The organism is Streptomyces sp. cf386 (assembly GCF_900103585.1).
Classification (GTDB): domain Bacteria; phylum Actinomycetota; class Actinomycetes; order Streptomycetales; family Streptomycetaceae; genus Streptomyces.
Genome location: NZ_FNHV01000001.1, coordinates 496,233 through 517,550, shown reverse-complemented (window position 1 = coordinate 517,550; position 21,318 = coordinate 496,233). Strand labels below are relative to the sequence as shown.

20 protein-coding genes are annotated in these 21,318 nt (G+C 70.4%); 10 read left to right on the top strand and 10 right to left on the bottom strand.

The features are described from left to right. Nucleotides 1-144 precede the first annotated feature (144 nt). Nucleotides 145-1,431: an SWIM zinc finger family protein gene (locus BLU79_RS02240; protein WP_093903845.1), complete on the bottom strand. Its 1,287-nt coding sequence runs from the start codon at nucleotides 1,429-1,431 to the stop codon at nucleotides 145-147. Further along, nucleotides 1,428-4,307 carry a DEAD/DEAH box helicase gene (locus BLU79_RS02235; protein ID WP_093903844.1) on the bottom strand — a complete coding sequence of 960 codons (2,880 nt, stop codon included), beginning with the start codon at nucleotides 4,305-4,307 and terminating at the stop codon, nucleotides 1,428-1,430. The genes BLU79_RS02240 and BLU79_RS02235 overlap by 4 nt, the downstream gene beginning before the upstream one ends. A gap of 293 nt (nucleotides 4,308-4,600) precedes the next feature. On the opposite strand from BLU79_RS02235, the gene BLU79_RS02230 reads away from it, so the two are divergent. Further along, nucleotides 4,601-4,783, top strand: a complete 183-nt coding sequence (locus BLU79_RS02230; protein ID WP_093904192.1) for a hypothetical protein — start codon at nucleotides 4,601-4,603, stop codon at nucleotides 4,781-4,783. A 3-nt stretch (nucleotides 4,784-4,786) separates the two neighbouring features. Here BLU79_RS02230 and BLU79_RS02225 read toward each other — a convergent pair whose 3' ends face one another. The 3 genes from BLU79_RS02225 to BLU79_RS02215 all read right to left on the bottom strand — a co-directional run bounded on the left by BLU79_RS02225 (nucleotide 4,787) and on the right by BLU79_RS02215 (nucleotide 7,767). Next, complete coding sequence (locus tag BLU79_RS02225; RefSeq protein ID WP_093903843.1) at nucleotides 4,787-6,181, bottom strand: tannase/feruloyl esterase family alpha/beta hydrolase; 1,395 nt, start codon at nucleotides 6,179-6,181, stop codon at nucleotides 4,787-4,789. 242 nt (nucleotides 6,182-6,423) lie between these two features. Continuing rightward, nucleotides 6,424-7,329 (bottom strand): hypothetical protein, encoded by a 906-nt coding sequence (locus tag BLU79_RS02220; RefSeq protein WP_093903842.1) that lies wholly within the window; start codon nucleotides 7,327-7,329, stop codon nucleotides 6,424-6,426. A gap of 135 nt (nucleotides 7,330-7,464) precedes the next feature. Beyond that, nucleotides 7,465-7,767 carry a hypothetical protein gene (locus BLU79_RS02215; protein ID WP_093903841.1) on the bottom strand — a complete coding sequence of 101 codons (303 nt, stop codon included), beginning with the start codon at nucleotides 7,765-7,767 and terminating at the stop codon, nucleotides 7,465-7,467. 165 nt (nucleotides 7,768-7,932) lie between these two features. Here BLU79_RS02215 and BLU79_RS02210 point away from each other — a divergent pair, with 165 nt between their 5' ends. Next, nucleotides 7,933-8,688 (top strand): alpha/beta fold hydrolase, encoded by a 756-nt coding sequence (locus tag BLU79_RS02210; protein ID WP_093903840.1) that lies wholly within the window; start codon nucleotides 7,933-7,935, stop codon nucleotides 8,686-8,688. 4 nt (nucleotides 8,689-8,692) lie between these two features. Here BLU79_RS02210 and BLU79_RS02205 read toward each other — a convergent pair whose 3' ends face one another. Further along, nucleotides 8,693-9,292 (bottom strand): class I SAM-dependent methyltransferase, encoded by a 600-nt coding sequence (locus tag BLU79_RS02205; RefSeq protein WP_093903839.1) that lies wholly within the window; start codon nucleotides 9,290-9,292, stop codon nucleotides 8,693-8,695. A gap of 152 nt (nucleotides 9,293-9,444) precedes the next feature. Between BLU79_RS02205 and BLU79_RS02200 the strand changes: the two genes are divergently transcribed. From BLU79_RS02200 to BLU79_RS02180, 5 genes are all read left to right on the top strand, one after another. Next, the gene (locus BLU79_RS02200) at nucleotides 9,445-10,218 is read left to right on the top strand and encodes an MHYT domain-containing protein (RefSeq protein ID WP_093903838.1); all 774 of its coding nucleotides are present in this window, start codon (nucleotides 9,445-9,447) and stop codon (nucleotides 10,216-10,218) included. Between the two features lie 66 nt (nucleotides 10,219-10,284). After that, nucleotides 10,285-12,840 carry a sensor histidine kinase gene (locus BLU79_RS02195; RefSeq protein WP_093903837.1) on the top strand — a complete coding sequence of 852 codons (2,556 nt, stop codon included), beginning with the start codon at nucleotides 10,285-10,287 and terminating at the stop codon, nucleotides 12,838-12,840. Beyond that, nucleotides 12,837-13,274: a roadblock/LC7 domain-containing protein gene (locus BLU79_RS02190; RefSeq protein ID WP_093903836.1), complete on the top strand. Its 438-nt coding sequence runs from the start codon at nucleotides 12,837-12,839 to the stop codon at nucleotides 13,272-13,274. The genes BLU79_RS02195 and BLU79_RS02190 overlap by 4 nt, the downstream gene beginning before the upstream one ends. Before the next feature lie 22 nt (nucleotides 13,275-13,296). Then, nucleotides 13,297-13,710, top strand: a complete 414-nt coding sequence (locus BLU79_RS02185) for a DUF742 domain-containing protein (RefSeq protein WP_093903835.1) — start codon at nucleotides 13,297-13,299, stop codon at nucleotides 13,708-13,710. A 135-nt stretch (nucleotides 13,711-13,845) separates the two neighbouring features. Continuing rightward, nucleotides 13,846-14,460, top strand: a complete 615-nt coding sequence (locus BLU79_RS02180; protein ID WP_093903834.1) for a GTP-binding protein — start codon at nucleotides 13,846-13,848, stop codon at nucleotides 14,458-14,460. Nucleotides 14,461-14,505: 45 nt separating this feature from the next. Here BLU79_RS02180 and BLU79_RS02175 read toward each other — a convergent pair whose 3' ends face one another. Then, entirely contained in the window at nucleotides 14,506-14,934 is a 429-nt protein-coding gene (locus BLU79_RS02175) for a PPOX class F420-dependent oxidoreductase (protein ID WP_093903833.1), read from the bottom strand. A gap of 98 nt (nucleotides 14,935-15,032) precedes the next feature. On the opposite strand from BLU79_RS02175, the gene BLU79_RS02170 reads away from it, so the two are divergent. Further along, complete coding sequence (locus BLU79_RS02170) at nucleotides 15,033-15,446, top strand: roadblock/LC7 domain-containing protein (RefSeq protein ID WP_093903832.1); 414 nt, start codon at nucleotides 15,033-15,035, stop codon at nucleotides 15,444-15,446. A 125-nt stretch (nucleotides 15,447-15,571) separates the two neighbouring features. Beyond that, nucleotides 15,572-16,483: a DUF6397 family protein gene (locus BLU79_RS02165; RefSeq protein WP_093903831.1), complete on the top strand. Its 912-nt coding sequence runs from the start codon at nucleotides 15,572-15,574 to the stop codon at nucleotides 16,481-16,483. Here BLU79_RS02165 and BLU79_RS02160 read toward each other — a convergent pair. Both BLU79_RS02160 and BLU79_RS02155 read right to left on the bottom strand, forming a co-directional pair. Then, nucleotides 16,470-17,339 carry an acyl-CoA thioesterase gene (locus BLU79_RS02160; RefSeq protein ID WP_093903830.1) on the bottom strand — a complete coding sequence of 290 codons (870 nt, stop codon included), beginning with the start codon at nucleotides 17,337-17,339 and terminating at the stop codon, nucleotides 16,470-16,472. The two genes, BLU79_RS02165 and BLU79_RS02160, sit on opposite strands and share 14 nt — an antisense overlap. Nucleotides 17,340-17,358: 19 nt before the next feature. Further along, nucleotides 17,359-19,872 (bottom strand): DEAD/DEAH box helicase, encoded by a 2,514-nt coding sequence (locus tag BLU79_RS02155; RefSeq protein ID WP_093903829.1) that lies wholly within the window; start codon nucleotides 19,870-19,872, stop codon nucleotides 17,359-17,361. Between the two features lie 145 nt (nucleotides 19,873-20,017). On the opposite strand from BLU79_RS02155, the gene BLU79_RS02150 reads away from it, so the two are divergent. Then, on the top strand, nucleotides 20,018-20,812 hold the full coding sequence (locus tag BLU79_RS02150) for a metal-dependent hydrolase (protein ID WP_093903828.1): 795 nt from the start codon (nucleotides 20,018-20,020) through the stop codon (nucleotides 20,810-20,812). 212 nt (nucleotides 20,813-21,024) lie between these two features. On the opposite strand, the gene BLU79_RS02145 is transcribed toward BLU79_RS02150, so the two are convergent. After that, nucleotides 21,025-21,285 carry a type B 50S ribosomal protein L31 gene (locus BLU79_RS02145; RefSeq protein ID WP_093903827.1) on the bottom strand — a complete coding sequence of 87 codons (261 nt, stop codon included), beginning with the start codon at nucleotides 21,283-21,285 and terminating at the stop codon, nucleotides 21,025-21,027. Nucleotides 21,286-21,318: the final 33 nt, after the last annotated feature.

Genomic DNA, 21,318 nt, shown 5'->3' with positions numbered 1-21,318 from the left:
GTCGGAGAGAGTGAGGATGGTTGGCCGCAATGCCTTGTGTCAGGTCGACTCAGCCGCCCTTCCACACCGGTTCTTGCCGGGACGGGTGCCGAGGGCCTCGACAGGTCAGGTGCGATCCTTGCCGAAGCCCCCACGGCCCAGGCCCTACAACACCCTGTCCTCGAACATGAGTTCAGCCGAGGCCAACGCAGTCGCCGGATCCTGCGCAGCGCCTCCGGCGGGTACCCAGCGTCCGCGTTCCTTGCGGTACGGCCACCAGCGTCCGTCGCGCCCCAGGCGCAGTTGGCTCGGCGTGTCGACGACCGTCCAGCGGTTGCGATTCACCCGCAGAGACGGCCGTTCGCCCTCGTCCCAGGCCGACTTCAGAGCGGCACGCGCGCGTGCGAGCGTCTCGCCCTCGACGGACCACTCCTCGTCGAGCACCGACAGCGCGGCAACGCCTCCCAGGCGCCAGGCGGTCACAGCCGTCGCCAGCCCCTCCCGACCGCGCCCCGACGCGTCGGCCAGCCGCTCCGCCACACCCTCGGAGGGGGCACCGGCGGCGAGGCGCACCGCGTCCTGGGCAGGTGTCAACTCCTCACCCACGGTGTGCTGTTCCGGACCGGTGCGTAGTGCTTCCGCGAGCAGGCGGTGGGCTTCGGCGGCTGTCCGGGCGGCAAGGAACTCCAGGGCGTCCGGATCGACGCCGGGCGCGGGTGGCGTCTCGGTGTCCAGGGAGGGCGGCACTCCCGGCTCGGCGGGCAGTTCGGGCAGGGCGGGCAGCGGCGGGAGGATGTCGCCGGTCGCGTACGCCTCCGTGGCATTCACCCCCTCCGGCTCGGCCGACGCGGAAGGTTCGGGTGACCTTCCGGCGGGCGCGGCACTACGGGTCTGGAGATCGTCCAGCAGGTCGCGTTCGCCGCGTCCGCGCATCAGGAGCAGGACGAACGGGTCCTGGTCCAGGAGCCGTGCCACCTGATAGCAGAGGGCCGCCGTGTGCCCGCAGTGGTCCCAGGCACCGCAGCCGCACTCCGGCTCCAGGTCGCCCATGCCCGGCAGCAGTTCGATGCCCGTGGCGGCCGCGTCCTCCACCAGGTGCGGTGGCATCTCGCGGTCCAGCAGCGCCGCGACATGCCCCGCCCGCTCGACGGTCATGTCCAGGAAGCGGTCCCACTGTTCCGAGGACAGCTCCTCCAGCAGCACGTCGGCCCGGTGCGCCGTACGGTCGCGGCCCTGCACGACGGCCGTGATCCGCCCCGGACGCACCGACACCGCTCCGACCGCTCCCGCGCGCGCGAGCCTGCGGCCGGCTTTGAGCTGCTCCGAGTCCAGCGCCGTCTCCTCCAGCGCCTTCAGCCAGGCCTGGCCCCACCACGTCTGCGCGAACCCCTTCCCGCGCGCGGGAGGCAGTGCGGCGAACGTGCGCTCCAGGTCACCGTCGTGTCGATTCATCGCGCGCCCCCTCGCAGTTCCACCAGATCGGCCAGTTCGGCGTCCGTCAGCTCGGTCAGTGCCGCCTCGCCGCCGCCGAGCACCGCGTCGGCCAGTTCCCGTTTGCGGTTCAGCATGTCGGCGATGCGGTCCTCGATGGTCCCCTCGGCGATCAGCCGGTGCACCTGCACGGGCCGGGTCTGCCCGATGCGGTAGGCGCGATCGGTGGCCTGTGCCTCGACGGCGGGGTTCCACCAGCGGTCGTAGTGCACGACGTGTTCGGCGCGGGTGAGGTTCAGGCCGGTGCCGGCCGCCTTCAACGACAGCAGGAAGACGGGCACTTCACCGTCCTGGAAGCGCCGCACCAGGGCCTCGCGCTCGGCCACAGGTGTGCCGCCGTGCAGGAACTGCGAGGGCATGCCGCGCGCCGCCAGATGTTCTTCGAGGAGGCGTCCCATGCGCACGTACTGGGTGAAGACCAGCACGCTCGCCCCCTCGGCGAGGATGGTGTCGAGCAACTCGTCCAGCAGCTCCAGCTTCCCCGAGCGTCCGGAGATTCTCGGCCGCTCCTCCTTCAGGAACTGCGCCGGGTGGTTGCAGATCTGCTTCAGGCCTGTCAGGAGCTTCACGATCAGACCGCGTCGCGCCATGCTGTCGGCGCCGGAGATCTCCGCGAGCGTCTCGCGGACCACGGCCTCGTAGAGACCCGCCTGTTCCGCGGTGAGGGACACGGCACGATCGGTCTCCGTCTTCGGCGGGAGTTCCGGAGCGATCCCCGGATCGGACTTGCGTCGGCGCAGCAGGAACGGGCGCACGAGCCGGGTGAGGCGTTCGGCTGCGGCTGGGTCCTGTCCGCTCTCGACGGCCTGTGCGTAGCGCGTGCGGAAGGTGCCGAGCCGGCCCAGCAGGCCGGGAGTGGTCCAGTCGAGGATCGCCCACAGTTCCGACAGGTTGTTCTCGACCGGGGTGCCGGTGAGCGCCACGCGCGCGCGTGTGCCGATGGAGCGCAGCTCCCGCGCGGTCGCCGAGTAGGGGTTCTTCACATGCTGGGCCTCGTCCGCCACGACCATGCCCCACGGCACCTCGGCGAGCCGGTGCGCGTCCATACGCATGGTGCCGTACGTGGTGAGCACGAACTCCCCGTCCGCCACGTCGTCCAGGTCACGCCGTGACCCGTGGAAGCGACGCACGTGTGTGCCGGGCGCGAACTTCTCGATCTCGCGCTGCCAGTTGCCCATTAGGGACGTCGGACACACCACCAGCGTCGGACCGGCGGACGAGGCTTCGGACTGCCGGTGCAGATGCAGCGCGATGAGCGTGATCGTCTTGCCGAGGCCCATGTCGTCGGCCAGACAGCAGCCCAGGCCGAGGGACGTCATCCGGGCAAGCCAACTCAGGCCCCGCCGCTGGTAGTCCCGCAACGTCGCCGCGAGCGCCGCCGGCTGTCCGACCGGCTGTTGCCCCTCGGGATCCGCGAGCCGCTCGCGCAGCGCCGCCAGCCACCCCGTGGGCCGGACCTCGACCTGGCGGCCGTCGACCTCGGTGGAGCCCGTCAGAGCGGCTCCGAGCGCGTCGATGGGCGTCACTTTGTGGTCCTGCTGCGCGCGGGCGCGTCGCACCTCCTGAGGATCGACAAGGACCCACTGGTCGCGCAGCCGCACCATCGGGCGGTTCGATTCGGCGAGTCGGTCCAGCTCCTCGCGGGTGAGCCGCTGGTCGCCCAGCGCGAACCACCAGTTGAAGGCGAGCAACGCGTCGGCGGACAGGAACGACGGGGTGTCCGAGGAGACCCTGCCGGGCGCGGACTCGTCGTCCGGCGGGCCGATCACCGCGCGTGCCGTCAGTTTGCGGGCCAGCTCCTTGGGCCAGTGCACCTCGACGCCGGCACCGGCGAGGGCCCGGGCGCCCTCTCCCAGGAGGTCGGTCACCTCTTCGTCGGCGAGTTCCACGGCGTCCGGCACGGCCGCCGAGAGCAGCGGCGTGAGCGGGTTCCACGCACGCGCTGCCCGGCGAAGCGCCAGCAGGGCGTCCATCGGCGCGTGTGGGCCGAAGGCGCCGGTCCCCGCCCACACGTCGCCGGCATCCGCGACCAGCGTCGGATCACTCACGCTGTGCACTTGCAGCACCGCCCGGAACGACAGCGCCGCATCATCCTGTGTCGCCGCGGTGAGGCCGGGGACCTCGAGTCGCAGGGAGATCCGTACGCCAGCGTCGTGGCCGGCTGCGACATCGGCGGCCCACGCACGCTGGTCGGGGATCCGCTGCGGCTCCGTCGCCGCATAGGCGGGCCCGCCTGTCACGAGCGTCGCGGCGGGGGAGCGGGGCAGCGCGTCGGCGACCGCGTCCAGGAAGGCCCGCAGCAGCCGCTCCGGGTCCGGCAGCGTCAGTGGCTCGACGTCCTCCAGTGGCACGGCGTGCGCTTCGGGCGGCATGGCGGCGGCAAGGGCACGGACGCGTTCGACGTCCTCCGGTCGCAGGGGACCGACGCGCCAGGCGTCGTGATCGGTCGCCGACAGGCCGGGCAACAGCAGACCGCGCGCCACGAGCTGCAGGGCCAGCACCGTGGCCGCGCCCCAGAAAGTGGCCGCTCGGTGAGCCTGCGCGTCGGCACGCGCACGCGTGAGCACAGGCAGTGCGGTGCGCACCGGCAGCACGACGGCCGGCACGCTCACCAGCTCGACACCGTCCTCTCCGGGCAGCGTGACGGTCAGGTTCTCGACCGGCAGTGCGACGGCTTGTTCGTCCACTGATCCGGACGCGACGAAGGGAGCCGCGTCGCCATCGGCTCGCCAGAACGCGAACCGGCCGGTGCGGGCAGGATCGCCGGGTACGAAAACGGCACAGCAGGATGCCAGTTCGGAGATCTGGGACGGTGTTGCCTCGGAAAGCCTCGGCACAGCTCTGTGACGCTCCTCAAATTTGACTACTCGCGGTTGAGTGGCCGAGGGTACAGCACTTCGTCTGCGAACCCGGCATCCCCGCGCGGTGACCTGGGTCACTTATTGGCCGGTGTGGGTATCTGTCCTGTGCGGAGCCCGGTGCACCGACCGCACCTCGTTCGTCACCGGATCTCCGTGACCAGTAGGGGCCGCACCTCAGGGTCGTCTCAGGGTCGCGGTCCGGAACTGCCGGAAGCGCGGACCCGTTTTCAGGACAGAGAGCGGCAGTGGCCGCGAAGGAGGCGACGCACATGTCGAAGAACGCGAAGATCGCCGCAGGAGGTGTGGCGGCGGGCATCATCCTGCTGATCTGGTTGCCCTGGTGGGCCTCGCTCCTGATAGTTCTGGGAGTTCCGGCCGCCGCGTATCTCACGCTCGACCCGTCACAGCGGCGCAGGCTGCGCCGCACCACCCGCAAGGAACTCGGCCGCTGAGCCTCACCTGGCATCCGGTGCGACCGGCGTGGACAGCGTGCAGGAGTTGAGCACCTCACCGTTCGCGGGCCTGCCGACGGTATGGTCCGCGGGCGGTCGAGTGCCTCGCTCCACCCATGACACCAGCGCGTCGAACGCCGACCGGTAGCAGGGCAGGATCGGCCGGAGCCGGTCCGGATAGGTGTCGTACAGCCCGTCGACGTGGGTGCCGCCCGCGATCGTGAAATAGCGGTGCAGTGGGCCTCGCCCGCTGGCGTCCACCAAGCGCGCGTACACATCCGAGTCGACGGCCTTCGGCAGCAGCGCGTCCAGATCACCGTGCAACGTGATCAGAGGCCTGCCGATGCGCCCGGTCAGAGCGACGCGGCTCACCGCGCGGTGGACGGACGCCGGACGGGACGCGTAGTCGTACGCGGCATCCGACGCGCACGGCGCCCGGATCTGCTCCGGCGTGCTCCCGGCGGACGGGCCGGGACAGTCGGAGTCGTATGCCGGGTCGAACTCGGCGCGGTAGATCTTCTGCGTGACTCCCCAGTAGGCCCGCTCGTGGTACGGCCACAGAAACTCGGAGCCGCGCGCGAAACCCGCCGCGTACAGGTCCTCGTCCCGCGCGCTGCCGACCATGCGTGCCACTGCCATGGGCAAGGAGGTGAGGAGGTTGGGGCCGTTCGCGGTCCACAGGGCGCCTTCCCAGTCCACGCCGCCGTCGTACAGCTCGGGATGGTTCTCCAGCTGCCAGCGGGTGAGATAGCCGTCGTTGGAGATACCGGTCATGTATGTCCGGCGGGGAGCATGCCCGTAGCGCTGGGCCACCGCCTTCCTCGCGGCCCGGGTGAGCTCGGTGGTCCGCGTGTTCCACTCGGCGACCGCGTCTCCGGGGCGCTTGCCGTCGCGGTAGAAGTCGGCGCCGCTGTTGCCCTTGTCGGTCGAGGCGTAGGCGTAACCCAGGGCGAGCACCTGGTCGGAGATCGCCGTGTCCGTGGCGTACTGCCGACGCGTGCCAGGGGCTCCGGTGACGACCAGTCCGCCGTTCCAACGGTCCGGCAGCCGGATCACGAACTGTGCGTCGTGCTGCCAGCCGTGCGTGGCGTTGAAGCGGGAGGAGTCGGGGAAGTATCCGTCGATCTGAATCCCGGGAACCCCGGTCGGTGTCCGGGTACCCCGAGCCGTCAGCCCGGCCTGGTCGGCCAGGTCGGTGTGGGGCGTCCCGGCGAGTCCCGTCGTGGTCAGATCCACGAGGCAGGCGCTCTGCTGGAATGCGGCGCCGGGTACTCGTACGTGATCCTGACGGACGCAGTGCTGCTCGCCAACTGCCGTGGCTGCAACGGGAGCCGGCCAGCCGAGGGCGCCGACCAGCAGCGTGGCGGCGACGAACGGGACACCTCGGGACAGGCGCATGACGGCCTCCTTGAAGGCGGGAGACGGAGCACAACACAGAGAGCGGAGCCGCGAAGGCTGCCTCATGGTGCGGGTCTGGTTCCGCGCCTTCCATGGGGTGGGGCCACATGGAACGTCGCCGTCGAATGGGGCTTCGGGACAGAGATGGGAGGCCAAGGGGCTCCGCGCAGCATCAGGGAGCCGTGACTCTGCCACGGGTCGCCGCTTCCTCCAGGCAAGCTGCCTGGCGCCCGGGCGACGCCTCAGCTCGGCCGAACGGCCATCTTGTCGAGTGCTTCCAGCAGCCCGGGCAGCTCCGGTCCGCGGCCGACCGGCAGGACCTCACCGGGTTCGTCGTCGAGGAGCACGAACGCGATGTCGTCGGTCCTGGCCACGAGCGACCAGCCGGGACCGTCCGCACGCAGGGTCCGTGCGTCACCGGGGGCGAACGACGACCGGACGCGGCCGAGGGGCGGCGGGGCGTCCACGTACGCGTGCGCCTCCGCGAGCACCCGCTGGATGCCGCTATGGCTTACCTTCCCCCCGGACTTCTTGGCCTCTTGGCCCTGGCCTTCGCCGGAGCCCTCGCTCTCGCCCTTGCTTGGGCCCTCGCCCTCGCCTTCGTCCCTGCTTGCGGCGGCGTCCGACCCGCCGCTCGGTGTCGCGAAGGCGGCGTCGTTGACCTGATCCCGCCACGTCGCCCACTGCAGGGCGATCTCGTCGGCGCCCAGACGCCGCTGAGCCGGGCCCCAGACGCTCGTGTCAGGCGGCGCCAGGAGCGGACCGTCCGCGACATCAGGGTCGGGATCGTGCGGTGCCGGAACATTGGGGGCGGCGACGGCGACCGCGAGGGGCCATCCGGGCAGCGCGGCCACGACCGTGCGTTCATTCGGCGACAGGTCGTACTCCATGCCGCAGTCCCAGGACGCGATGGCGACGGCGACCAGGGAGACGTCGTCGATGACGACCGTCCACCGCGCACCCTCGCCGTCCTGGCCGAGTACCAGTCCGTACCCGTCGGCGAGCGGCGCGAGGTCGAGCGCCGCGCAGGCCTCCGGATAGTCGTCGCCCAGCACGCTCGGGAACTGCGCCGGCGTCAGCAACACCGCCGTCAGCACATAGAGCGCGTCGTCCGCAGCGGCGACGGCCTCCTCGTCCGTCCCGGCCATCCCAGCCTCCCCATCGGTTCGTCCATCGGCGCGCACCTTAGTGCGCCCGGAAGCCGCTTGTCACGACTCCCAGACACACCCGGAGCTGCAGTTTTCCGACTGGACGGGGCGAATCGACCGTGAATGTCCCCGGTGTCAGGCCGCCGGGAGCCCCAAGAGGGACCGGGCGACGGTCTGCGGCGACTCGTCGCGCTCCCGGGCCAGCGCGATGACGGCCCGGCACGCCAGCTCACTCACCCCGAACGAGAGCGCCTCCGGAGACACCCAGCCCGTGGCCTCGTCGATCTGCTCCTGGTCGTCCTCCGCGCGGGCCGACACATACACGGCGGCGGCCTCGAACAGGTTGTGCGTGCGCCTGTCCTTGTCCTTGCCGGTGTCCGCCTCCACGCGCAAGGAACGGAGAAATCTCGCACTCGCCTTGCGCACCCTGCCCCACATACTGACCGCCTTCCCCCTGTGTGGGTGACCTGACTGATCATCCATCTTCCCCTAATCAACGTAGAGTTGGAGTCTCGGCGACAGAAGGGGGCGGCGCGGTGAAGCGCTTCGAGCGGCTCGGGCTCCGTGGCTGAGCGTCGACCGAAGGCTCCAGGAGAGGACGCGATGAGGCAGGCCGAGTTCGACGGCAAGGGCAGTTGCATCCGCTGGACGGAGACGCCGGGAGAGGGGCCCGCGCGCGTGTATGTGCACGGGCTGGGGTCGGTCTCCTCCGTGTACCACGCCCACATCGCGGCCCGGCCGGAACTCGCAGGGCGCCGCAGCCTGTTCGTCGACCTGCCGGGGCACGGCATCAGCGACCGTCCCGAGGACTACGGCTACCGGCTGGAGGACCACGCCGACGCCGTGGCGGTAGCCCTGGACGTGGCGGGGCTGACCGGCGCGGAGCTGATCGCGCACAGCATGGGCGGCTCCGTCGCCATCGTGCTCGCCCGTCGTCGGCCCGACCTCGTCTCCCGCCTGGTCCTCACCGAGGCCAATCTCGATGCCTCGCCTTCGCCCGCCGCCGGGAGCGCGTGGATCACGGCCTACGACGAGGACGAGTTCGTCGGCGGCGCATACGCGCGGGTGCTGGAAGCCGTCGGGCCCCTCTGGGCGGCGACCATGCGATTGGCCGACCCGCGAGCCCTGCACCGCAGCGCCACCTGGCTGAGGCGCGGCTCCGAGCCGATCATGCGCGACATCCTCGAAGGGCTGTCGGTCGACCGCGTGTACCTACAGGGCGAGCTGAGCGGCGAACTCCCCGGCAGGAAGGCCCTCGAAGCCGCCGGCGTACGGGTCGTGACCGTGCCCGGCGCCGGGCACAACGTCATGTTCGACAATCCCGACGCCTTCGCGGCGGCGGTCGTCGGGCAGAACTGAGTCGTCAGGACTCCCGTACGGCCAGCGCCAGGAACCGGTCGTCCTCGTCGACGTACGACGTCATGCGCCACCCGGAGCCGGCCAGCAGCGGCCGGAGATTCGGCTCGGCCCGCAGGTCGTCGGGAGTGATCTGCCGGCCCTGTCGCGCCGCGAGCGCCGCCCTGCCGATGGGGTGGAACAGCGCGAGCGTGCCGCCCGGGCGCACCGCACGGGCCAACTCCCGCAGGTTCGCCGCGGGCTGGGGCAGGTGCGCGATGAGGCCGGCCGCGAACACGGCGTCGAGGGACTCCGACCGCACCGGCAGCGCGGCCACGTCGGCGAGCAGCAACTGCCCGTCCCGGTCCCGTTCGGCCCGTACGGCGGCCTCCAGCATCGCCGGGGTCAGATCGGCCCCGATGACCACTCCCGAGGGCCCCACGGCGGCACGCAGCGGCGTCAGGGCGCGTCCGGTGCCGCAGCCGGCGTCGAGCACGCGTGCCCCCTCGCGCAGCCCGAGCTCGGCGACGGCGGCCGCGTATGCGGGCCCGTCGTCGGGGAACTTGCTGTCCCAGCCGGCGGCGCGGGCCGAGAAGAACTCCTGCACGTGTGTGTGGTCGTCGCTCATGCTCCGCATGATCCCTCACCGGGACGGATGACATCGCTGTGCACACGTTCGAGCGTGACGCGATCGTTCCGGTGCATCGGTGCGTCATATTCCAACAGTTTTCGAAATGCGCCCCCTTTGTGCGCCCGTGCTCCGGCTAGCGTCCCGGGGCCATGGGACACCTGGACCACGCCGCCCTGGGCTGGCTGACCCCCGTGCTGTCGTATGTGATGGCGTGCATAGGCGCCGCGCTGGGACTGCGTTGCACCGTCCGCGCGCTCGGCGCCACCGGCCGGTCGCGCCGCAACTGGCTGATCACCGCGGCCTCGGCGATCGGCACCGGCATCTGGACCATGCACTTCGTGGCCATGCTGGGCTTCAGCGTCAGCGGCACCGACATCCGCTACGACGTACCGCTCACCATCGTGAGCCTCCTCGTCGCGGTGACCGTCGTCTGCGCCGGCGTCTTCGCCGTCGGCTACAGCCGTGACCGTACCCGCGCGCTCTTCCTCGGCGGGCTCACCACCGGGCTCGGCGTCGCGAGCATGCACTACCTGGGCATGGCCGCCGTACGGCTCCACGGCGATGTCACCTACGACCCCGTCCTCGTCGGACTCTCCGTCCTGATCGCCGTCGTCGCGGCGACGGCCGCCCTGTGGGCGGCGCTCAACATCAAGTCGCCGATCGCCGTGACCATCGCCTCCCTGATCATGGGCGCCGCGGTCAGCAGCATGCACTACACCGGGATGTTCGCGGTCGGTGTCGACGTCACGCCGTCCGGCGGGGTCCTGCCCGGGGCCACGGCGATGCAGTTCATCTTCCCCCTCGCCGTCGGCCTCGGGTCCTATCTCTTCCTGACCTCGGCCTTCGTCGCACTGTCGCCCACGACGGGCGAACGTGAGGCGTCCGCGTCGGCTCAGCGACCGGTCGAAGGAGCCGTCGGCTAGCCGCGGGCCCGGACCGGCGACGGCCCGCAAGGCACGCCCCCCGAACCACTTCCGAGCGAGGAGGCCATGCGTACACCCCGTAGGACCACCGCGGCCGACGGCAGGACGCCGTCCACGCCCCCTGTGCGCGGCCGTCGCGCTCATGCCGGACCGCCGGCCGACGAACGCCCCGAAGAGCCCACAGGTGTGTCGCCTGATGCCCCGCCCACGCGCGCGGAGCGCTGGCGCATACGGCCGCGCACCGTCCGCGCCAAGATCGTCTGCCTGCTGATGGTGCCCGTCGTCTCCCTGCTCGCCCTGTGGGCCTACGCCACCGTCACCACCGCGCAGGACGTGTCCAGGCTGCGCCAGTTGCAGCGCGTCGACTCCGAGATCAGGGCCCCCGTCGCGGCGGCCGTAGCCGCCCTCCAGGCCGAACGTGCGGCCGCGGTCCGCTACGCGGGCGATCCCTCAGCCGGACAGAGCGGCGACTACAAGCGGCTCGCTCAGGTCACGGACCGGGCCGTGGCACGGCTGCGGCTCGACGACCGCAGCACCGTCGCCGACGGCGAGGAACTCCCCGCCGGAGTGGCCCGGCGACTGGACGCCTTCGTCACCGGCGCCGAGCAGCTGAACACCGTACGCAGTGCCGTCCTAGACCGCCGCTCGGGCTGGGACGAGGCGTACGGGCGATACACGAAGACCATCGCGACCGCGTTCTCGGTCGGCGGTGCGCTCAGCGGAATCCAGGACGCCGAGCTCGGCTCCGACGCGCGCGTGCTGCTCGAATTCGCCCGCGCGGGCGAGGCGTTGGCCCGGGAGGACGTCGTGCTGGACAGCGCACGCCTCGCTGGGCATCTCGACGGAGTGCGACTGCGGCTGTTCACCGGCGCCGTCGACACCCGCCGTACCCTCACCGAGTCCGCCGTCGCCGACCTGCGGGGCCCCGAAAGCACGGCCTGGCAGAGCCTCGCCGAGGGCAGCGACTACGCCGCCGTGGCCGCCGTCGAGGACAAGGTCCTCGCCACCGCACCGGGCGAACGGGCGATCGACGCGGTGCCGGAAGCCACCTGGAGCAAGGCACACGCACGCGTGCAGGGCGGAATGCGAACGATCGAGCTGGAAGCCGGGCGCGACGTCGCGGAGCGAGCCGACCCCTTCACCCGCGGGCTGCTCACCCCGGCCGGCGCCGCCGTGGTGTTCGGTCTCGCGGCTGTCGCCGCCTCACTCGTGATCTCCGTACGCATCGGACGTGGTCTCGTCGTCGAACTGGTCAGCCTGCGAAACGGCGCACTGGAGATCGCGCGGCGCAAACTCCCCGAGGCGATGCGGAAGCTGCGGGCCGGGGAGGAGATCGACATCCGGGCCGAGGCTCCGCCCGGACCGCCCGCCGAAGACGAGACCGGTCAGGTCGGCGAGGCCCTGGGCACCGTCCACCGCGCCGCTCTCCGGGCCGCCGTGGAGCGCGCCGAGCTCGCCAGCGGCATCTCCGGGGTCTTCGTCAACCTCGCCCGGCGCAGCCAGGTCCTCGTGCACCGTCAACTGAGCCTGCTGGACAGCATGGAGCGGCGTTCCGACGATCCGAACGAACTGAGCGACCTCTTCCGGCTCGACCATCTCACCACCCGCATGCGGCGCCACGCGGAGAGCTTGATCATCCTCTCGGGAGCGGCGCCCGGCCGGGCCTGGCGCATGCCGGTCTCCCTGACCAACGTGGTCCGCGCTGCCGTCTCCGAAGTCGAGGATTACGCGCGTGTGGAGGTACGACAGCTCCCCGAGACCGCCGTCATCGGGGCGGCTGTCGCCGACCTCACCCACCTTCTGGCCGAACTCGTCGAGAACGCCGCCCAGTTCTCACCGCCCCACACGCGCGTGCGTATCACCGGCGAACCCGTCGGCAACGGTTACGCCGTCGAGGTCGAGGACCGCGGGCTCGGCATGGGCAAGGAGACTCTCGCCGAGGCCAACCGGCGCATCGAGCAGTCCGAGGCACTCGACCTGTTCGACAGCGACCGGCTCGGCCTCTTCGTGGTGAGCAGGCTCGCGTCCCGGCACGGCGTCAAAGTGCATCTGCGCACCTCGCCGTACGGCGGCACCACCGCGGTCGTCCTGCTGCCCACGGCCCTGTTGCACAACGCGACGGCGGAACGTTCCCCCGGAAGGGAGACGGAGTCGGAGCGGCCCTCCGAAGGCGAGTACGCGCGCGTGCCCGCCGCCGACCGGCACCGGGAATCCGTTGGCAGGGTCACCGACCGGCACCAGGAATCCGTCCACGCGGCCGCCGACCGGCCCGCGCTGGTGGCTCCCGCACCGCCCGTGGCCAGGACCACGACCGACACCCCACCCCCCGGAGTCACCACCTTGCGACTGCACCGCCCCCCGGACGACTCCGAAGCCTCCGACGACCTCCCACGCCGCGTACGACAGGCGAGCCTCGCGCCCCAACTGCGCGAAGGGCGTCCGGAGGAACCGCCGGAGACAGTCACCTCCCGCCACGACGACGGGCGTACCCCCGAACTCGTCAGAGACCGCATGGCGGCGTACCGCGACGGCTGGGCGCGCGGCGGCGGCAGGCAGCCCGGCCGCGGTGCCACTCCCGATTCCACTGCGCGCAGCGACAGCAGCGAAGGAGATCTCGCATGATCCAGGATCCGAGCATGAGGGCCGCCCAGCGGTCCGGTGAACTCGACTGGCTGCTCGACGACCTGGTGCTGCGGGTGGGCGAGGTACGGCACGCCGTGGTGCTGTCCAACGACGGACTCGCCGTGGGCGCGTCGACCGGCCTCCGCCGCGAGGACGCCGAGCACCTGGCAGCGGTCGCGTCCGGCTTCCACAGCCTGGCCAAGGGCGCGGGCCGGCACTTCGGCGCCGGGGGAGTGCGCCAGACCATGGTGGAGATGGACGACGCCTTCCTGTTCGTGGCGGCCGCCGGCGACGGCTCCTGCCTCGCGGTCCTCACCGCCGTGACCGCCGACATCGGGCTGGTGGCCTATGAGATGGCACGGCTGGTCAAACGCGTCGGCGAACACCTCTACACGCCGACGCGGGCCGCCGCGCGGCCGCCCGCCGCGGGATGAGCCGGAAGGGCGGTCCGCGCCGATGACGGAGGACACGACGGGCGCCCCGCGCGAGCAGGGCAGTCAGTGGTACGACAGCGAGGCCGGGCCCCTCGTGCGCCCGTACGCCATGACGGGCGGACGGACCAGGCCCGGCCCCACCGGGGTGCGTTTCGACCTGATCGCCCTCGTCACGCTGGATGCCGCCGCGCCCGGAGCCGACGACGACACCGCGCTCGGGCCGGAACACCGGTCCCTCATCGAGCTGTGCCGTCCGGAGACACAGTCGGTCGCGGAACTCGCCGCGGGCGCCGATCTGCCCGTGGGGGTCGTCAGGGTGCTCCTCGGCGACCTCCTGGAAATGGGCTGCGTCACCGTCAGCCGTCCGGTACCGCCCGCGCAGCTTCCGGACGAGCGGATTCTGCGCGAGGTGATCGAAGGATTGCGGGCGCTGTAAATGACACTTCAAGGAAAGATACGGTCGCCTCGGGCAAAAAGCGGTCCAACGCCACGAAAGTCAGCCGCAGTTGTCATGATGCTGACTTCGCACCGCGACGTCGACCGATGCCGGCACTCCAGAGAGAAGTGATCGATGGTCTCCGAGCACTCCGACGCGTCCGACGCCTCCGATGGCGAGACGACCGCGCTGGCGTTGAAGATCCTTGTCGCCGGTGGATTCGGCGTGGGGAAGACCACCCTGGTGGGCGCGGTCAGTGAGATCCGGCCGCTGCGCACCGAGGAACTGCTCAGCGAAGCCGGGCAGTTGGTGGACGACACCGACGGTGTGGACCAGAAGGTCACCACGACCGTCGCCATGGACTTCGGACGCATCACCATCCGGTCCGGCCTGTCCCTCTACCTCTTCGGCACCCCCGGCCAGGACCGCTTCTGGTTCCTGTGGGACGAACTGTCGCAGGGAGCCCTGGGCGCGGTGGTCCTCGCGGACACCCGGCGCCTGGAGGACTGCTTCCCCGCCGTGGACTACTTCGAGCACCGGCACATCCCGTTCGTCGTGGCCGTCAACTGCTTCGCGGGCGCCCGCGCCTACGGCGCCCAAGACGTCTCACGCGCCCTCGACCTGGACCGGGGAACGCCCGTGGTCCTCTGCGACGCCAGGGACCGCGACTCGGGAAAGGAGGTGCTGATCCGGCTCGTCGAGTACGCCGGACGGATGCACACCGCCCGGCTGCTCGACTCCGTGGGATGACCGGTTCTCAGCCGCTGTCGGCTTCGTCCGGAGTCGGGACCGCCCTCACTCCGCGACGCCCTTCTCCGCCAGCACCTTCTCGATGGTGACGCGGACCAGGAGCTCCCCCGGAACGCCGTTGCGTTCCCCGAACTCCTTCGCGCGCTCCTCGCCCATGTACCGCGCCCCGATACGCCCGGCCCAGTGCCTCAGCTCCGCGAGATCCTCAGAGATCCGGGCGCGGCCCCGCAGCACCACGAAGTCGTACGGCGGCTGATCGACGTCCACGCACAGCGCCACCCTGCCGTCCCGGGCCAGATTGCGCCCCTTCACACTCGACGCGCCGGTGTTGAACACCACCTCGTCCCCGTCGAGCACGAACCAGATCGGCGTCACATGCGGGCTCCCGTCGGCTCGTACGGTCGACAGCTTGCCGGTGCGCGTGCCGTGCGAGACGAACGCGCGCCATTCCTCATCGGTCATCTTCTGCGCCATGCCCCCATCCTCCTTGCCCATGGGCCGGATCGTCGGGAATGGTGGCGAAGGAGATTCCTCCGGTGCAGGGGGAGACATCTACACGGGGAGACCGGATCATGGCGCAGAACCAGGGACTTGGCTGGCTCCTGGACGATCTGACAGAGCGCGTCGATCATGTGCGACACGCGTTGGTGCTGTCCAACGACGGCCTCGTCACCGGCGCGAGCACAGGACTGCGACGCGAGGACGCCGAGCACCTCGCCGCCGTCTCGTCCGGACTGCACAGCCTGGCCAAGGGCTCGGGACGGCACTTCGGCGCGGGCAGAGTGCGCCAGACGATGGTCGAGTTCGACGACGCCGTCCTGTTCGTCACCGCGGCGGGTACCGGCAGTTGTCTGTGCGTGCTCAGCGGCTCGGAGGCCGACATCGGCCAGATCGCCTACGAGATGACCCTGCTCGTCAACCGCGTCGGCGAGCATCTCGACGTGGACGCGCGACAGCCCGAACGGGCACCGGTCACAGACCTCTGACCTGCTGATTCGTCGTCCCCCGCGGAGTTATCCACAGGCTCGCCACGAGGTCTGGCGGATTGGCTACGGTTTTGTCACGGCGATCGCACACAGCGTGAGCCACTGACTCCACGGGGGAGATCACCATGTCCGGCGACACCGTCACCAAGCCGCACCACCCGTCCTGCACGCCGAGTCGAGCGGCCCGGGACCTGGGGCTGAAACGAAGGGAGTTGGAGCTTGCCGTCCACCTCGGGCTCATCCGGACCGTGCCCGACGAAGGAGGCGGGGGCCGACGCGTCCCCCGGTCCGAGATCGACCGGATGTACTCGGGGGCAAGGTTTCCCGACTCGTTGCTGGAGCGCGTGAAAACGGTGGGGACGGTGGAGGGCGCAGGCCTGATGGACGTGCCCAACGGCAGGTTCACACGCTTTGCGCGCCTGGGGCTGATCGTTCCGGTGAACTGGTATCTGAACCGCTATCGAGCCGTGGTCTGGATGTATCTGGCCGAGGAGTTGAAGCAGTTCGCCACCGACGAGCAGAACGCCCCACTGCTGAACGCCCGCCGAACGCCCGAGGGTCTGCGCGGCCTGCTGGACGCCGGCGTGGATCTGCGTCCGCGCAACTGGCGCGGACGCCACCGGGGCTTTCTGCTGCGACAGACCGACGACGCATGGGAGAGGGTGGGCGCGCTGGCTGCCTTCCTCGATCCCGTCCAGATCGCGGAGATCGTCCCCGATCCCTATGAGCGCTCCCATCTGAACCGATTCCGGCCAGGGCCGCCGGCATCCGGGGCACCGGGTTCGCCCGCCGCGCACATCGCCGACAGGCTCATGACGGCGGACGACCCGGACGAGATCAGCCTGCTGCGGGCCGACCTGACGGCAGTCCTGCACGAAGCTCGCGAGACGCGGCCGGCGCCGCGTCCCACAGCGAACCGGGCCCCGGCGCCGACGCATCCAGTGCCCGATGGTTCACCCACGCCCAAGGAGCAGGAGCCGTCACGCGGCCTCCTGAGCTGGCTGCGGCGCAGGACTCCCCGGACTACAACGCCCTGAACAGACCCTCCTGGACGACGGACACCAGCAGGCGTCCCTCCAGGTCGTAGATCCGTCCACGGGCGAGGCCCCGCCCGCCGGTCGCGATCGGCGACTCCTGGTCGTACAGGAACCACTCGTCCGCGCGGAACGGCCGGTGGAACCACATGGCGTGGTCCAGCGACGCGATGTCGAAGCTGCGCGGGCCCCACAGCGGCTCGACCGGGATGCGGACCGCGTCCAGGAGCGTCATGTCGCTGGCGTAGGTCAGCGCGCAGGTGTGCACGACCGGGTCGTCGCCCAGCGGCCCGACCGCGCGCATCCACACCGCGCTGCGCGGTTCGGCGCCCTTGACGTCCTCGGCGTTCCAGCGCAGCCGGTCCACGTAGCGGATGTCGAAGGGCTGACGGCGTGCCATCCGCTCCAACTGCTCGGGCAGCGTGCCCAGATGCTCCCGGATCTCGTCGGTGACCGTCGGCAGCGAATCCGGGTCCGGGACCTTGCGGGCCGGCGGCAGCTGGTGCTCGAAGCTCCCTTGCTCAGGCTTGTGAAAGGAGGCGGTGAGATTGAAGATCGTTCGGCCCTGCTGCACGGCGGTGACCCGGCGGGTCGTGAACGACCTGCCGTCCCGCACACGTTCGACCTGGTACACGATCGGCACACCCGGCCGACCCGGACGCAGGAAGTACGCGTGCAGCGAATGCACGGGACGGTCGCCGTCCGTGGTGCGCGCGGCGGCGACCAGCGCCTGGCCGGCCACCTGGCCGCCGAAGACCCGCTGCAGGGACTCCTGCGGGCTGCGGCCCCGGAAGATGTTGACTTCGATCTGCTCCAGGTCGAGCAGGTCGACGAGCCTTTCGGCCGGGTTCGTCGTCATGGGTGGAATTCTCCTGTGCTCACAGCTGGCCTACGTCGGTGACGCGGACCACCGCGCGGCCCTCCGCGTCGGAGGCGGTGAGGTCGATCTCCGCGCTGATGCCCCAGTCGTGGTCGCCGTTCGGGTCGTCGAAGATCTGGCGGACCCGCCACAGGCGGTTCTCCGGCTCCTCCTCGATCACCAGGAGCTTGGGACCACGCGCGTTGGGTCCGGTACCGAGGTCCTCGTACTCGTCCCAGTACTTGTCCATCGCCTCACCCCAGGCGTCGGCGTCCCAGCCGGCCTCGGCGTCCAGCTCGCCCAGCTCCTCGACCTGGTCGAGGGCGGCGAGCTCGACACGACGGAACAGGGCGTTGCGGACGAGGACGCGGAAGGCGCGCGCGTTCGTGGTGACCGGCTTGACCTCGTCGGCCTTCTCCTGGGCCTCCTCGGCGGTCATCTCCTCCGGGTTGGCGAGCTGCTCCCACTCGTCGAGCAGGCTGGAGTCGACCTGGCGCACCATCTCGCCGAGCCACTCGATCAGGTCCTGCAGATCCTCGGACTTCAGGTCGTCCGGGATGTTGTGATCGAGGGTCTTGTAGGCACTGGCGAGGTAGCGCAGCACGATGCCCTCAGTGCGGGCCAGCTCGTAGAAGGACACCAACTCCGTGAAGGACATCGCCCGTTCGTACATGTCCCGGATGACGGACTTCGGCGACAGCGGATGGTCGCCGACCCAGGGGTGGCTCTTGCGGTACGTGTTGTACGCGTGGAAGAGGAGCTCCTCCAGAGGCTTGGGGTAGGAGATGTCCTGGAGGCGCTCCATGCGCTCCTCGTACTCGACGCCGTCCGCCTTCATCGCGGCCACGGCCTCGCCCTTGGCCTTGTTCAGCTGGGCGACGAGGATCTGCCGCGGATCGTCCAGGGTGGACTCGACGACGGACACCATGTCGAGGGCGTAGGACGGCGACTCGGGCTCCAGCAGCTCGAACGCGGCCAGGGCGAAGGTGGACAGCGGCTGATTGAGCGCGAAGTCCTGCTGGAGATCGACCGTGAGGCGGACGATACGTCCGGTGGCGTCCGGTTCATCGAGCTTCTCGACGATGCCGCCGTCCAGCAGCGAACGGTAGATCGCGATCGCGCGCCGGATGTGCCGCAGCTGCTGCTTGCGCGGCTCGTGGTTGTCCTCCAGGAGGTGCCGCATCGCTTCGAAAGCGTTGCCGGGGCGGGCGATCACCGACAGCAGCATGGTGTGCGTGACCCGGAAGCGGGAGGTCAGGGGCTCCGGTTCGGAGGCGATGAGCTTTTCGAAGGTGTTCTCCGTCCAGCCGACGAAGCCCTCGGGTGCCTTCTTGCGGACGACCTTGCGGCGCTTCTTCGGGTCGTCGCCCGCCTTGGCGAGTGCCTTCTCGTTCTCGATGACGTGCTCAGGGCCCTGGGCGACAACGAAGCCCGCCGTGTCGAAGCCGGCGCGCCCGGCGCGACCCGCGATCTGGTGGAACTCCCGGTTGCGCAGGGTGCGGACGCGATTGCCGTCGTACTTGGTCAGGGCCGTGAACAGCACCGTACGGATGGGGACGTTGACGCCGACGCCGAGCGTGTCTGTACCGCAGATGACCTTCAGCAGACCGGCTTGCGCGAGCTTCTCCACCAGACGGCGGTACTTGGGCAGCATGCCGGCGTGATGGACGCCGATGCCGTGCCGCACGTAACGGGAGAGGTTGCGGCCGAACTTGGTGGTGAAGCGGAAGTTGCCGATCAGCTCGGCGATCTGGTCCTTCTCCTCGCGCGAGCACATGTTGATGCTCATCAGCGCCTGCGCCCGCTCGACGGCCTGCGCCTGCGTGAAGTGCACGATGTAGACCGGCGCCTGCCTGGTCTCCAGCAGCTCGGTCAGCGTCTCGGTGAGCGGGGTGAGCTTGTACTCGTAGGAGAGTGGCACAGGACGGGTCGCCGAGCGGACCACCGCCGTCGGGCGGCCGGTGCGCCGGGTGAGGTCCTTCTCGAACATCGAGACATCGCCGAGCGTGGCCGACATCAGGATGAACTGCGCCTGGGGAAGCTCCAGGATCGGGATCTGCCAGGCCCAGCCGCGGTCCCCCTCCGCGTAGAAGTGGAACTCGTCCATGACGACCTGGCCGACATCCGCCTGCTTGCCGTCGCGCAGCGCGATCGACGCGAGCACCTCAGCGGTGCAGCAGATGACGGGGGCATCGGCGTTGACGGACGCGTCGCCGGTCAGCATGCCGACGTTCTCGGTGCCGAAGATCTTGCACAGCTCGAAGAACTTCTCCGAGACCAGCGCCTTGATCGGAGCGGTGTAGAACGTGACCTCGTCCCGGGCCAGCGCGGCGAAGTGGGCACCCGCGGCGATCATGCTCTTACCGGAGCCGGTGGGCGTCGACACGATCACGTTCGCACCGGAGACCACCTCGATCAGCGCCTCCTCCTGATGGGAGTAGAGCGTGAGACCACGCTCCTCGGCCCACGACTCGAAGGCTTCGTAGAGGGCGTCGGGGTCGGCGGTCGGCGGCAGCTGATCGATGAGGGTCACCCACCCATCTTGCCTGCCCTCCTGCCCCATAGGGGAATCGGATGCGAGGGCGAAGATCGCGAACGCTACGCTGTGTCGCCGACGACACGTCAGCGAACCCGGTCAACTGGACAGCGGCACACGAGGAATGGGGCGGGCAACGGCAATGATGGGACCAGCACACTCACTGTCGGGGGCCGCGGCCTGGCTCGGCGTCGGAGCGGCGGCAACCGCTGCCGGGCATGGGATGCCCTGGCCGGTCCTCCTCGCCGGCGCGCTGATCTGCGCCGGGGCCGCCCTCGCCCCGGACCTCGATCACAAGGCGGCCACCATTTCGCGAGCCTTCGGGCCGCTGTCGCGCTGGCTGTGCGAGATCGTCGACAAGCTGTCGTACGCCGTCTACAAGGGGACGAAGAAGCAGGGCGATCCGCGTCGCTCCGGTGGGCACCGCACGCTCACGCACACCTGGCTGTGGGCGGTCCTGATCGGCGGAGGTGCCTCGGTCCTGGCGATCACCGGTGGCCGTTGGGCGGTGCTGGCGATCCTGTTCGCGCACATGGTGCTGGCCATCGAGGGCCTGCTGTGGCGCGCGACCCGGGGCTCCAGCGCCGATGTCCTGGTGTGGCTGCTGGCCGCTACCAGCTCGTGGATCATCGCCGGAGTCCTGGACAAGCCGGGCAACGGCTCGGACTGGCTGTTCACGGCGCCCGGTCAGGAGTATCTGTGGCTGGGGCTGCCGATCGTGCTGGGCGCGCTCGTGCACGACATCGGGGACGCGCTGACGGTGTCCGGCTGCCCGATCCTGTGGCCGATCCCGGTCGGCCGCAAGCGCTGGTACCCGGTGGGCCCGCCCAAGGCCATGCGGTTCCGGGCGGGCAGCTGGGTCGAGCTCAAGGTGCTGATGCCGGTGTTCATGGTGCTCGGCGGGGTGGGCTGCGCGGCGGCGCTCAACGTCATCTGATCGGGAGGGGTCCCTGGGGCCTCGGGCAGGGCCAGGGTCAGGGTCAGCTTCCGGGCCGGGGCGATCCGCTCGGCACCGGTGCAGGGGAAGGGTTCCGGCAGCTTCTCACGCCGGGGATCCGTTCTTCCGGGTTTCCGGTTCCGAGCCGCCAGGAGCTATGGACGTGCGGTGGGGCTTACGGTGCGCTCTCCAGCATCTCCGGCCTTTCCGGATCAGCCGCCCTGTCCCGCCCCGCCGCCGTAGCGTCGCTCGAAGGCCGCGACACGGCCCTCCGAGTCCAGGGTCCTTGCCTTGCCCGTATGGAACGGATGGCTCTCCGAGGAGATCTCCACGTCCACGACCGGGTAGGTCTCGCCGTCGTCCCAATCGATGGTCTGGTCGCTGCTCGCGGTGGACCGGGTCAGGAAGGCGTAGCCGGCGGAGCGGTCGCGGAAAACGACCGGGTGGTAGTCGGGGTGCTTGTCCTGCTGCATGCGAGTTCCTCCTCTGGCGGCATCGGCAAGAGC